Annotated in this window: 9 protein-coding genes; 2 read left to right on the forward strand and 7 right to left on the reverse strand. The window is 74.8% G+C overall.

Annotated elements, in window-relative coordinates; genetic code table 11:
- Window positions 1–93: 93 nt before the first annotated feature.
- From HKK73_RS17575 to HKK73_RS17595, 5 genes are all read right to left on the reverse strand, one after another.
- Window positions 94–813 (reverse strand): ABC transporter ATP-binding protein, encoded by a 720-nt coding sequence (locus HKK73_RS17575; RefSeq protein WP_021483127.1) that lies wholly within the window; start codon window positions 811–813, stop codon window positions 94–96.
- Window positions 800–1864 (reverse strand): ABC transporter ATP-binding protein, encoded by a 1065-nt coding sequence (locus HKK73_RS17580; protein WP_021483128.1) that lies wholly within the window; start codon window positions 1862–1864, stop codon window positions 800–802. Before HKK73_RS17580 ends, HKK73_RS17575 begins: the two co-directional genes overlap by 14 nt.
- Window positions 1861–3255, reverse strand: a complete 1395-nt coding sequence (locus tag HKK73_RS17585; protein WP_232322680.1) for a branched-chain amino acid ABC transporter permease — start codon at window positions 3253–3255, stop codon at window positions 1861–1863. The genes HKK73_RS17580 and HKK73_RS17585 overlap by 4 nt, the downstream gene beginning before the upstream one ends.
- Window positions 3252–4310 (reverse strand): branched-chain amino acid ABC transporter permease, encoded by a 1059-nt coding sequence (locus tag HKK73_RS17590; protein WP_043657230.1) that lies wholly within the window; start codon window positions 4308–4310, stop codon window positions 3252–3254. The genes HKK73_RS17585 and HKK73_RS17590 overlap by 4 nt, the downstream gene beginning before the upstream one ends.
- Window positions 4311–4424: 114 nt before the next feature.
- Window positions 4425–5678, reverse strand: a complete 1254-nt coding sequence (locus HKK73_RS17595) for a branched-chain amino acid ABC transporter substrate-binding protein (RefSeq protein ID WP_043657227.1) — start codon at window positions 5676–5678, stop codon at window positions 4425–4427.
- A 652-nt stretch (window positions 5679–6330) separates the two neighbouring features.
- Here HKK73_RS17595 and HKK73_RS17600 point away from each other — a divergent pair.
- Complete coding sequence (locus tag HKK73_RS17600; RefSeq protein WP_009861351.1) at window positions 6331–6534, forward strand: cold-shock protein; 204 nt, start codon at window positions 6331–6333, stop codon at window positions 6532–6534.
- 107 nt (window positions 6535–6641) lie between these two features.
- On the opposite strand, the gene HKK73_RS17605 is transcribed toward HKK73_RS17600, so the two are convergent.
- Together HKK73_RS17605 and HKK73_RS17610 are read right to left on the reverse strand one after the other, a co-directional pair.
- A complete protein-coding gene (locus tag HKK73_RS17605) occupies window positions 6642–7388 on the reverse strand; it encodes a hypothetical protein (RefSeq protein WP_085387112.1) in 747 nt (248 codons plus the stop codon).
- A 245-nt stretch (window positions 7389–7633) separates the two neighbouring features.
- Entirely contained in the window at window positions 7634–11467 is a 3834-nt protein-coding gene (locus HKK73_RS17610; RefSeq protein ID WP_253705701.1) for a bifunctional RecB family nuclease/DEAD/DEAH box helicase, read from the reverse strand.
- Between the two features lie 396 nt (window positions 11468–11863).
- On the opposite strand from HKK73_RS17610, the gene HKK73_RS17615 reads away from it, so the two are divergent.
- Window positions 11864–12880, forward strand: coding sequence for a hypothetical protein (locus HKK73_RS17615; RefSeq protein WP_085387111.1), 1017 nt, complete (start codon window positions 11864–11866; stop codon window positions 12878–12880).
- The last annotated feature ends 56 nt before the right edge of the window (window positions 12881–12936 follow it).

The raw sequence follows: 12936 nt of genomic DNA on the forward strand, positions 1-12936 counted from the left end.
CCTGGGCGCGCCTAACCAGGCCGGACCGCCCCCGGCCGCGCCCGACCCGGGCGGACCCGCCCGGAGGCGCGTCCGGCCGGGACGGCGTGCCCGTCACGCGACGCCGAGGTACGCCTCCTTGATGCTCGAGTCCGCGAGCAGCTCGCGCCCGCCGCCGCTGCGCACGACCTCACCCGTCTCGAGCACGTACGCGCGGTGCGAGCGCGACAGCGCCTGCTGCGCGTTCTGCTCGACGAGCAGCACCGTCGTCCCCTGCGCGTTGATCTCCGACACGATGCGGAAGATCTGCTGGATGACCATGGGCGCGAGCCCCATCGACGGCTCGTCGAGGAGCAGCAGCCGCGGCCGGGCCATGAGCGCGCGCCCGATCGCGAGCATCTGCTGCTCGCCGCCCGACATGGTGCCGCCCACCTGCTCCTTGCGCTCCGCGAGCCGGGGGAAGAGGTCGAAGACGCGCTCGACCGTCTCGTCGTGCTCGGCCTTCGACGCGAACGTGCGCGCGTACGCGCCCATCTCCAGGTTCTCGACGACCGTCATCCCGGGGAAGATGCCGCGGCCCTCGGGCGCCTGCACGATGCCCTCGAGCACGCGCAGGTGCGCCTTCATCTTCGTGATGTCCTTGCCGTCGAAGAGCACCTTGCCGCGCGCCACCGGGCGGATGCCCGAGATGGCGCGCATCGTCGTGGTCTTCCCGGCGCCGTTGGCCCCGATGAGGGTGACGAGCTCGCCCTCCTCGACGGTGATCGAGATGCCGCGCACGGCCTCGATGCGCCCGTAGGCGACCGTCATGTCCTGCAGCTCAAGCAGGGGCATGGCCGCTGCCTCCTTCGGTGGTGGGGGCCGCGGGCCCGACGCCGTCCGGGCCGGCCAGCTCCTCGTCGGGCACGCCGAGGTACGCCGCGACGACCTTGGGGTCGTTCGTGACCTCGTCCGGCGTGCCGTCCGCGATGACGCGCCCGAACTCGAGCACGACGATCCGGTCGGTCACCCCGCGCACGAGGCGCATGTCGTGCTCGATGAGCAGCACGGTGTACCCGTCGTCGCGGATGTGGCGGATGAGGTCCATGAGGGACTCCTTCTCCGCCGGGTTGAAGCCGGCCGCCGGCTCGTCGAGGCACAGCAGCTTCGGCTCGGTCGCCAGGGCCCGCGCGATCTCGAGCCGGCGCTGGTCGCCGTACGAGAGGTTGCGCGCCTTCTCCGTCGCGCGCCCGCCGACGCCCACGAACTCGAGCAGCGCGAGCGCCCGGTCGATCGCGTCCCGCTCCTCGCGCCGGTGCCGCGGCGTGCGCAGCAGCGCGCCGGGGACCGACGTGCGGTGCCGCGCGTCCGACCCGACGACGACGTTCTCCAGCGCCGTCATCTCGTTGAACAGGCGGATGTTCTGGAACGTGCGGGCGATGCCGCGCTGCGTGATCCGGTAGCGCTTGAGCTTGCCCACCGGGGAGCCGTCGAAGACGACCTGCCCCTGGGTGGGCCGGTAGACGCCCGTCATCGCGTTGAACGCGGTCGTCTTGCCCGCGCCGTTCGGGCCGATGAGCCCGAGGATCTCGCCGCGCCGGATGTCGAACGTCACGTCGTCGAGCGCGACGAGGCCGCCGAACTGGACCGTGACGTTCTGCATCTGGAGCAGCGGCTCGCCGACGCGCGCGTGGACCGTGCGGTCGGGCGCGACCATCGCGTCGACGAGCTCGGGGTTGGCGAGCTCGGGGCGCACGTCTGCGACGTCGACGACCGCCGGCTCCTCGAGGACGGCTCCGGGCATGTACAGGTCGGCACGCGAGGAGTCGGCGCGGCCCGACGACGCGAGGTGCTCGTCGCCGTGCTCGCCGCCCGCGCCGATGCCGCCGGGGTCGTGGGTGCTCATCGGGTCTCCTCCCCGGTCGTGGTGCCGTCTGCGCCGGTCCCGGTCGTCGTGCCCGTCGCGCGCGACGCGCGGGAGCCGCCCGACGCCGTGGCGACCGCCGGGGAGCCCGGGCGGGCGCCGTCGTCGGACCCGCCCCGCGTGACGGCCTGCGCCGCGCGTCGCGCGGCGACGTAGAGCTCGCGCCCGTAGGCGAGGAGCTTCTGCCGGACGGGGAGGAGCCCTTGCGGACGGAAGATCATGAGCACGACCAGCGCGATCCCGAAGAACAGGTACCGGTAGCTCGCGATCTCGTTGCCGTTGATCGGGATGCCGAACAGCTCCGTGCGGCCGAGGAAGAAGTTCGGCAGGTACACGATGATGAACGCGCCGAGGATCACCCCGAGCTTGTTCCCCTGGCCGCCGAGCACGACGGCGCACAGGAAGAGCACGGAGTTGATGACGTTGAAGTTCGTCGGGATGACGAACTGGACCTGCCCGGCGTAGAGCGCGCCCGCGACACCGCCGATCGACGCACCGATGACGAACGCCCACAGCTTGAAGCGGAACGTGGGGACGCCCATGATCTCGGCCGCGTCCTCGTCCTCGCGGATCGCGACCCAGGCGCGCCCGACGCGCGAGCGCTCCAGGTTCCCCACGAGCAGCAGCGAGATGACGATGAACACGAGGCTCAGCCAGTACCACCACACGCCCGAGTTGAGCGTGCCCGCGGCGTTCCCCGCGGAGAAGACGCCGTTGGGCAGCTCCTCCGTGACGCCCACCCGGGGGTAGGCGACGCCGCGCAGGCCCTGGCCGCCGCCCGTCAGCTCGTCGAGGTTGTCTGCGAGGAGGCGGACGATCTCGCCGAAGCCGAGCGTGACGATGGCGAGGTAGTCGCCGCGCAGGCGCAGCGTCGGCGAGCCGAGGATCAGCCCGGACAACGACGTGATCGCGACCGCGATCGGCAGCGCCGCGAGCCACGCCCAGTCCTTCGACAGCCACTCGTCGGTCTGGTTCCACGGGCTGTCGGGGCTCGTGAGGATCGCGACCGTGTACGCGCCGATGGCGTAGAAGCCGACGTAGCCGAGGTCGAGCAGGCCGGCCTGGCCCACCACGACGTTGAGGCCGATGGCGATGAGCGCGATCATGCCGAACTGCGCCATCACCCCGCCGAAGTTGGTGCCCACCGTGGTGAGCACCGGGATGTTGAGGATCGGCACGAGCGCCAGGAAGATCAGGAACGGGACGCCGATCGCCCACTGCGTGGGCCGGGCCTGGGCGTCCCACCACAGGCGCAGCCGGTCGCCGACGCCGCTGTGCGGCCGGTCCTTCGTCGCGACGCGGCCGGCGGGCGGCATCGCGGTGGGGCGACCGCCGTCGGGCGCGGGGCCGGGTGCAGGTGTCGAGGTGCTCATGCGCGGGCCCTCCCCAGCGACTCCCCGAGGATGCCCGTCGGGCGGAACATCAGGACGATGATGAGGAGCGCGAACGCGACCACGTCGCGCCACTCCGTGCCGAACACGACCTGGCCGTAGTTCTCCATGACGCCGAGCAGCAGGCCACCGAGCAGCGCGCCGCGCAGGTTGCCGATGCCGCCGAGCACCGCGGCGCAGAACGCCTTGATGCCGAGGATGAAGCCGCCGGAGTAGATGATCCCGTTCGGCACGCGCAGCGTGTAGAGCAGCGCGGCCGCACCGGCGAGGATGCCGCCGATGAGGAACGTCAGCATGATGACGCGCTCGCGCGAGACGCCCATGAGGGTCGCGGTCACCGGGTCCTGCGCGACGGCGCGGATGCCGCGGCCGAACTTCGTCCGGTTGATGAACATGTCCGTCGCGAGCGCGAGGACCAGCGCCGACAGGATGATGACGAGCGTGATGTTCGTGACCGGCGCGCCGCCGATCGTGAACTGCACCTCGGGCTGGACGAGCCGGATCGGCTGCTGCGCGTTGACGCCGCCGAGCGTGCCGCCCGTGAGCTTCGGCAGCACGAAGTGCACGAACTCCTGGATGATGAACGACATCCCGATCGCGGTGATGAGGAAGACGAGCGCCGGTGCGCCGCGCCGTCGCAGCGGCCGGTACGCCACGCGTTCCAGCCCGACGGCGGCACCGCCCGCGACGAGCATCCCGCCGAGCATCGCGATGCCGAGGTAGAGCACCGTCAGGGCGATGCCCTTGTCGTACGCGTTCCCGCTCGGGTAGAAGCCGAGCAGCATGAGCGTCGCGTACTGCCCGAACATGCCGAGCATGAAGACCTCGGAGTGGGCGAAGTTGATGAGCCGCAGCACGCCGTAGACGAGCGTGTAGCCGACGGCGACGAGCGCGTAGATCGCGCCGTAGGTGAGGCCTTCGATGGTGAGGCCCCAGAAGTTCCGGGCGAGGCCCGCGATGTTGAAGTCGATGAGGGACTGGTGGACGAGGGGGCCGGCGGTCGCGCTGTGCATCAGCGCGTCAGCAAGAGCGGGCATGACGCTCCCTGGTTCGTTCTCTGGGGTACGAGGTCGTGGTCCACGACGGGCGCCCCGCCGACCGGTCCCCGCGCGGGGCGGGGACGTCGGGGCGGGGCGCCCGTCGTCGTCGGACTACTGGACCTCGTAGATCCAGATGAGCGCCGAGGCGAGCTCGCCCGTGTCGTCCCACTCGTAGGCGCGGGCCAGGCCCTCACCGGAGTAGTTCGCCACGTAGTCGATCAGGCCCGCACGGTCGGTCACGCCCGAGGCGATGCCCGTGAGCATGATCGTCGCGAGGTCGTAGCCCTCGACCGAGTACACGCCCGGCGCCTGGCCGTTCGTCTCCTCGTAGGTGGCCGCGAAGTCCTCCGGGGCCGGGCCGCACGGGCAGGAGAGGATCGCGCCCTTCGACGCGGCACCCGCCTGCGAGACGAACTGCGGGTCGTTCGTGCCGTCCGCCGAGACGAACGGGATGTCGACGCCGCCGTCGCGCAGGCCCTGCACGAACGGCGCGGCCTCCGCGTAGTAGCCGGCGTAGAAGACGGCGTCCGCGTCGGCGCCGGAGATGATCTGGACGGCGGCCGAGAAGTCCTTGTCGCCGGTCTTCACCTCGGCGGCGCAGTCCTCGTTCGCGGCGTCGCCCAGGCCCTCGGTGATCTGCTGGGCGAGGCCGATGCCGTAGTCCGAGTTGTCGGAGACGACGCAGACGCTGCCGAAGTCCTTCGTGTTGACGAGGTACTTCGCGACCGACGGGCCCTGGACGGCGTCGTTGGCGAGACCGCGGAAGAAGTTCGTCCAGCCGTTCGTCGTGAGGTCGGGGTTGGTCGCCGACGCCGTGAGCGACAGCAGGCCCGCCTGGTTGAACACGTCGCCCGTGGCGGCCGTCTCGCCCGAGAACGCGGGGCCGAGCAGACCGAGCACGCTCGCGTCGCCGACGATCTGCGGCGCGACCTGGGTCGCCTTCTGCGGGTCGCCCTCGGTGTCGAACGGCTTGAGCGTGACCTGGCAGCCCGGGTTCGCCTCGTTGAACGCGTCCACGGCGACCTGGGCGCCGTACTGGATGTTGAGGCCGAGCGCGGCGTTCGGGCCCGTCAGAGCTCCGGCGACCGCGATCGAGGTGCCCTCGGCGCACTCGGCGCTGCCGTCACCGGCGGGGTCCGCCGGGTTGCCGGCCGCGGTGGCCTCGACCTCGGCGCCGTCGATGTCGATCTGGACCGACGGGACGATGCTCAGGTCGGCCGAGCCGCCGCCGTCGTCGGTCTCGGTCGACGTCCCGGTCGTCTCGTCGCCGCCGCCCTGGGACTGGGGACCGCAGGCGGTGAGGACGAGGGTGGCCGCGAGGAGCAGGGCGGCACCCCCGCTCGCCCGTCGTGCTGTGCGATGCATGCCAACCTCCGTGGTCCTGATCCCCGCGGAGGCAGCCAAGCCGCCTCTCTCCGCGGTCGATCGCTGAATTCAACACTGAATTGCGTGCTGAATAGTGACACAGGTCACCCGGGGACGAAACCTCCCCGCGGTCGCGCCGTCCGGAGCCCTCCGCGGCATCTCGGAGGGCTCCGGACCCACGAATCCGCGGGAGGGGGCGCCTCCGCGTTCCTGGGTGACGCGAACGTAGGCGGATCGGGTTTCGTGGGACGCAGGGAGTTGTTACCGACTCGTAACGCAAGGGTCTCGTTTCGTTCCGTGAACGGTACGAACGTCCCGTTCTGAGCCCTCGACGCGCTCCCCGGCGACGCTCTCCGGGCACCTCACGGGGAGCGCCCGGGGACCTTCCGGGCGCCTCCCCGCGCGCTCCCGGCACCCGCCACCGCGGACGCCGCGGGGGTCGGCACAACAGCTCGCGGCAACCCATGGCCAAGAGGGGGCCTACCATGTACGGTTGTCTCCGAGATTGCAGTGCCTCGCTTGTCCTCGCGTCGACGTGACCGCCACCCGGCGGGTGCCCGGCGGACCTTGTTACCCAAGAGTTGACGACGAACACCGTGATGTACTCCCCTGCGCCCGCGGGGGGTGTTTCCACACTCTTGAAGGAGTAACAATGGCTACCGGAACCGTGAAGTGGTTCAACAGCGAGAAGGGCTACGGCTTCATCGCCCCCGAGGACGGCTCGGCCGACGTGTTCGCGCACTACTCCGCGATCCAGTCGCAGGGCTTCCGCACGCTGGAGGAGAACCAGCGCGTCGAGTTCGACGTGACGCAGGGCCCGAAGGGCCCGCAGGCGGAGAACATCCGCCCCGTCTGACCCGATCTCCTCGGTAGCGGCTCGCCGCACCGATCGATCGTTCCTCGAGTGCCCCCGACCCTCCGGTCGGGGGCACTCGTGCGTTCCGGGCAGCGAGGCGGGGGGCCTCAGAACTCGCCGAAGCCGCCGAAGTCGTCGAAGCCGCCGCCGTCGAAGCCGCCGTCGGTACCGCCCGCGGGGTCCCCGCCCGACGCCTCGACGGCGCCGCCGTCAGCGCCACCCTCGGCGGCGCCCGGGTCTTCGCCGGCGCCCGGGTCCTCGCCGGCGGCCGCGTCCTCGGCCACGGGCTGGCTCGGGTCGGCGAACGCGGGCCCGAACAGGGCGTTCGCGACGGCGGACCCGATGACGACGCCCGCGATCGTGCCCAGCAGGCTGGACCCGACCATCGCGCCGAACCCGGGGCCCGTCTGGCCCCGGCCCGCGAACGTGCGCTCCAGCGTCCCGGGCTGCCGCATCTCGGCCCGCGTCGCCATGCGTGCGAGGTCCTGCGGGGCGTCCGACGTCGCCCGCTCGCCCGCCGGGACCTGCTCACCGAGCTCGGCGAGCACCTGCCGGCGCTGCTCCGGCGTGAGCCGCGCGAAGGCCTCGGCGTGCGCCTGCTCGACGGCGTCCGGCGGGGCGGTGCGCAGCAGGTAGCGGTAGCGGTCGATCGCCACCTGGTCCGGCGTACGCTGCCCGGCCGCGGGCCGAGCGTCCTGCGGGGCGCTGCCGTACGCGGGCTGCTGGGCCGGGTACTGCGTCGGGTAGGGGTTCGCGGGCTGCGTCGGGGGCTGGGCGCCGTAGGGGCCCGTGTGCTGCGGCGCGCCGCCGTCGTCTCGCGGCTCGCGGCCGAGGAGCCGGTCCAGGAATCCCATGGGTCGTCCTCCGGGGGTGGGGGCGCCGAGCGGTGCGCTCGCGCCGGGGTCGTGGCCGGGTACGGCTCACTCCCCGACCAACGACGCGCACCGGCCCGTGGTTCCGGCGGGTGCTTCCGGTGCGGACGGTTCCGGCCGGAGGCTCCGGCGGGTGCTTCCGGTGTGCACGGTTCCGGCCGGATGCTCCGGCGAGGGCTTCCGGTGTGCACGGTTCCGGTGGCCCCGCGGCCGGGCACCGCCGCCCGTCAGGACGTGAGGGCCAGGAAGGCGCCGAGCTCCTCCAGACCGCGGGCCGAGCGGGGCAGCGTGTCGGTGAGCCCGGGCGAGCGCACGACGACCGCGCTCCACTGGGCGCGCGACACCGCGACGTTGAGGCGGTTCCGGGACAGCAGGAACCCGAGCCCGCGCGACGCCTCGTGCCCGGACGACGCCGCGAGCGTGAGGATGACGACCGGAGCCTCCTTGCCCTGGAACCGGTCGACCGTCCCGACCTCGACGTCCGGGTAGCCCGCGTCGCGCAGGGCACCACGCACCGCCCACACCTGCGCGTTGTACGGGGCGACGACGAGCACGTCGCCCTGCCCGAGCGGACGCTCGTGCGCGACGCCGTCGACCGTCGTCGTCCAGGACCGGCCGAGGACGTCCGCGACCTGGCGCACGACCTCGGCCGCCTCCTCCGTCGAGCGCACGGTGCTGCCCGCGTGCTCCACGAGCACCTGCCGCACGCCGGGCGCGACGCCGTCGAGGCGGCGGGCCGCGGCGAGCGGGTGCGCGCGCAGCCGGTCCTCGTAGGAGAGCGTCGAGACCGCCGCGGCGAGGTCCGGGTGCAGGCGCCACGTGGTGGCGAGGAAGTAGCCGCGCTCGGGGGGCAGCACGCCGTGGCCGTCGGCGAGCCAGGCGAGCGCCGAGCGGTCGACGGGCTCGGGGTGGCGGCCCTTGCTGACCTGCGGGAGCTGCTGCGGGTCGCCGAGCAGGAGCAGGCGGCGGGCCGCCCGCGCGACCGCGACCGTGCTCGCGAGCGAGAACTGGCCCGCCTCGTCGACGACGAGCAGGTCGAGCGTGCCCGCGGGCAGCCGTTCGGCGGCGAAGTCCCACGCGGTGCCGCCGACGACCCGCGGCCCCGGCTCGGTCGCGAACGCGGCGAGGTGGGCGCCGTCGAGCTCGGCGTACACGGCGCGCGGCGACGGCCCGTCCGTCGCGAGCTTCTTCGCGACGAGCTCGCGCGGCACCCCCGCGCCGAGCACGACCGCGCGCAGCAGGTTCTCGACCACGGCGTGGGACTGCGCGACGACGCCGACGCGCCACCCCTGCGCGACGAGCCGCGCCACGACCCGCGCACCGACGTACGTCTTGCCCGTCCCGGGCGGGCCCTGCACCGCGAGGTACGAGTCGTCGAGCCGCTCGACGGCCGCCGTGACCGCGTCGACGACGTCGTCCGCGACGGGCGGCAGCGCGCCGCCCGTCACGCTGCCGACGCCGTCGGCTGCGGCGGCTCCGCCCGGGGCGACGTCGGGTGCGGCCGGACCGGCGGGCACGAGGCGCGGCGGCCGGCGCAGCAGCAGGTCGGTCGCGGCGTCCTGCGGGAGCGAGCCCGTGGCCCGCCACGTGGCGAGGGCGCGGCGCGCGGCCTCCTCGGTCGCGGCCTCGAGCGGCTTCGTGCCCGGCCCCGGCGACGGGGTGAGCGCGACCGGGGTCGCGTCGAACGGTTCCGCGCTCGTCGGGAGCTGCTCGCGCACCACCAGCACGTCGCGCTCGCCCGCCGGCGTCGCGCGGCGCCCGGCGTCGAGGATCACCCCGCCGGTGAGCCAGCCCCGCACGCCGTCGACGGCCGTGCGGGCGCACGGCGGCAGGGGCGGGTCGTAGAGCACGAACGGGGCGACGCCCACGCGCAGGTCGCTGCCCTCGGGCAGCCGTCCGACGAGCGCGAGGCGCCGGGACCACGTGCGCCGCCCCGGCTCGACCTCCCACCCCGAGACGACCTCGGCCTGCTCGACGAGGAACGCGTTCCGCCGCCCCAGCCACTCGTCGGGCGGGAGCGCGAGGCGGGAGTAGTGCTCGTGCCAGAACGGCTTGGCCTCGCGCCGGTGGTACCCGGCCGCCGCCCCGTACATCGCGAGAGCCTGCTCGTCCGCCGTGCGCCGCGCGCGGTCCTCGCCGACGGCCTGCCGGATCTCCTCCTCCAGCAGCACCGCGGAGGACCGCTCGCGCTCCCCCGCCCCGGTCTCGGTCTCGGTCTCGGTCTCGGCGAGCGCACCGGTCGTGGCAGCCGCGGCGCTCGCGGCGCCCGGGCCCGCCGCCACGCCGGTCGTCGTGGCCGTGCCAGCAGTCGTGGCCGTGCCAGCCGTCGTGGCCGCGGCATCGGCGTCGCGACCCGCGGTCCCGGCGACCGCCGCGGCCGCCTCGCGCAGCCACGCGGCGAGGCGCAGCGTCGACACGCAGTCGTACCGGTTGTAGTCCGCGATCCCCTGCAGGAGCTCGGCCGCCTCCTCGCTGCGGCCCGCGTCGCGCAGGGCGGTGTACTCGGCGTACGCGACGACGGACGCGGCGCCCGTGGTCACGTCGCCGGTGCGCAGCTCGTCGCCCATGTAGAGCGGCTCGAGCTTCTTGATGGACCGCGAGCGGTCGGACACGTGCAGCGCCTGCCGCACGACGGCGTACAGGTCGACGAGGACGCCGTCGCGCAGGAGGTCGTCGACCTCCTCCTCGTAGACGCCGTGCCGCGCGGCGATCGCGAGCAGGTGCGCGCGCTCGTAGTCGGCGTAGTGGTAGACGTGCAGGTCGGGGTGGACGCGGCGGCGCGCGTTGACGTGGTCGACGAACGCGACGAGCGCGTCCCGCTCCGCCGCGAGGTCGTGCGCCCACAGGGCGTGGAACGGCGGCCGGTCCTCGGGCGTCGCCGGGCGCTCGACCCACCCGAACAGGTAGTCGATCCCCCAGCTCGTGCCGCCGGCGTCCGTCCACAGCGGGTCGCCCTCGAAGTCGAAGAAGAGGTCGCCCGGGCTCGGCTCCGGCAGGGCGAGCACGGGCGCCGGGTCGTCGATGCGCCACGACAGCTCGCGGGGCCCGGACGCGTCGGCCCACACGACCGTGCCGTCGGACGGGCCGGTGCCGAGCTGGAGCCCGGCCTGGCGCCGCACGCGCGCGAAGGTCGACCGACTCATCCCGGCCGGGACCGGCGTCTCGTCGGTCGCGGCGGCGAGCTCGTCGATCGTCCGGATCCCCGCCGCGTGCAGGGCCGCGCGCTGCGACTCGTACACGCCACCGACGAGGAGCACGTCCCGGCGCGCCTCCACCTGGGCGCGGCAGTCGGCGCAGCGCCCGCACGCGCGGACCGCCGGGTCGTCCCAGGGGGCACGCCCCTCGCGCGCGACGTGCTCGGTCGTCAGGCGCACGAGCCGCTCGCGCCGGTCCCGGTAGACGGGCAGCAGGTCGGCCAGGCGGTGCGACGTGCGCTCGCGCGTGCCGAGGACGAGCGAGACGTCCGGGTCCACGGGGACGCCCGCGGCGAGGAGCTGGTCGCCGTAGGCCGCGAGCTGGAGCAGGGCGGGGACCTTGGCCCGGCGCGCGAGCTTGGCGTCCACGACGGCGTAGCGCGCCGCGCCCGCGTCGTCCGTGCCGGTGCGCACGAGGAAGTCGGCCCGGCCGTGGAACGCGCCGTCGAAGAAGGCGGCCTGGTGCACGACGTCCGCCCCCGCCTCGACCGCGGCGAGCGTGCGCGCCTGCGCGGCGACGAGCTCGTCCCACGAGGTGCCGCGCGGCGGCTCGACGTGCACGACGCCGCGGCCGGTCGCCGGGTCGAACGGGCCGTGCTCGGCCTCGTAGCCCGCGAGCACCGCGCGCTCGTGCCGGGCGCCGAGCTCGGCCGTGCGGGCGAGCATCGCGTCGTCGCCCTCGTCGCGGCGGGGCGTCCGCCCGAGCTGCTCGTCGAGCCAGCACAGGAGCCGGTACTCGCAGTCCGCGGCGACGACGAGGTCGCTCGCGGACAGCACGAGCGCCTGCTCGCGGGGTGGCGCCGCGCCGGCACCGGCCCGGTCGGCCACGGTCGCGGCCCGCAGCACCGGCTCGTCGACGAGGAACACGCACACCTCCGGTTCGGGACGGCCGCCGACGGCCGTCGCCGCCGACCGTCCGTCGGTCTGCGTCCGTTCTACCAGCGGCCACCCACGCGTCCGCGCCACCCCTCCGCACCACCCACCCGCACCGCCGCACCCACCGACGACCCACCGGCCCCCCGCCGACCACACTCCACCGCCCGCCCGCCCGCCCCCGGCGGCCCCGCCCGCCGCTCCCCGGCCGACCCGTGCCCGGGATGCGGCGATTCGTGCCGACGGGCGGGGCTCCCCTACTGTTCCCGTCGGACGTCCCGCCCGGACGTCGTCGTCGGACGTCGCCGCGGCACGTCCACGCCGGACCGGGAGCCCCGCGGCTCCCGGCGCCCCCGCCCCCGCGCGGCGGGCGCCACCGAAGGAGGACCCATGGCCGTGCGCTTCGTCCCGCCGCCGGGGTGGCCCGTGCCCGCGGGCTTCACCCCGACGACCGAGTGGCACCCGGACCCGTCCTGGCCGCCGCCCCCGCCCGGGTGGGTGTTCTGGGCCGACGACGCCGCTCCCGCGCCCGGGCCCGTGCCGCCCCCGGAGGCGCCCGTCCTGCGCAGCACCGAGCCGCTGCCCGTCGGGTCCGGCGCGCCGACCCGACGGTCGTTGCGCGCCCGCTCGTCGGGCGCGACCCCGGCGGTCGGTCCCGAGGCCGACGCGACGCGCGTCGCGGCCGCCGTCCCGGCCGCCCCGCCAATCCCGGGCGCCGTGGAGGACCACCCCGTGGCGAGCTCGACGATGATCCTGCCCGCGCTCGGCGGGATGCTCGACGACCCGGCCGCGCGCCCGTCGCCCGGCCCGGCCGCCCGCCCGGCGACGCCTGCGCCCGCCGCGCGCCCGACGCCGTCCGCCACCCCGGGTGCAGCCCCGACGGTCCCGGCCCGGGCCGGGCGGTCCGGCGTCGTCCCGGTGGGGCCGCTCGCCCTGCCCGCGGCCGACGACGACGGCGACCACGCGCCGGAGCGGGGGCGGCGCTGGCTCGTCCCGACGGCGGTCGGCCTCGCGGGCGTCGCGGTCGGCCTGCTCGTCGGCATCGGCCTCACGCTCTCGGCGCAGGGCGAGGCGCAGCGCGAGCGGGCCGAGGCGCAGCGCGTGCAGAGCGAGGTCGCGGCGGAGCGCGAGCAGCTCGAGTCCGAGCGGGCCGACCTCGACGCCCAGCGTGCCGAGCTCGACGCCGCGACGGCCCAGCTCACGGAGCGCGAGGAGGCCGTCGCGCAGGCCGAGGAGGACGCGTCGAAGCGCTCGCAGGAGCTCGACGACCGCCAGAAGGAGCAGGACGAGCGCGAGCAGGAGGAGCGTCCGGGGAACGGACCCGGGAACGGCGGCGGCAACGGGAACGACGGCGGTGACGGGGACGGCGGCGGGGGCGGCTGGGACTGGGGCGACTGGGGCTGGTGACCCGGCGGTCTCCACGAACGCCTCACGGACACGTCACCGCTTCCGGTCGCGGAACA

Source organism: Cellulosimicrobium sp. 72-3 (assembly GCF_013127315.1).
GTDB lineage: Bacteria > Actinomycetota > Actinomycetes > Actinomycetales > Cellulomonadaceae > Cellulosimicrobium > Cellulosimicrobium funkei.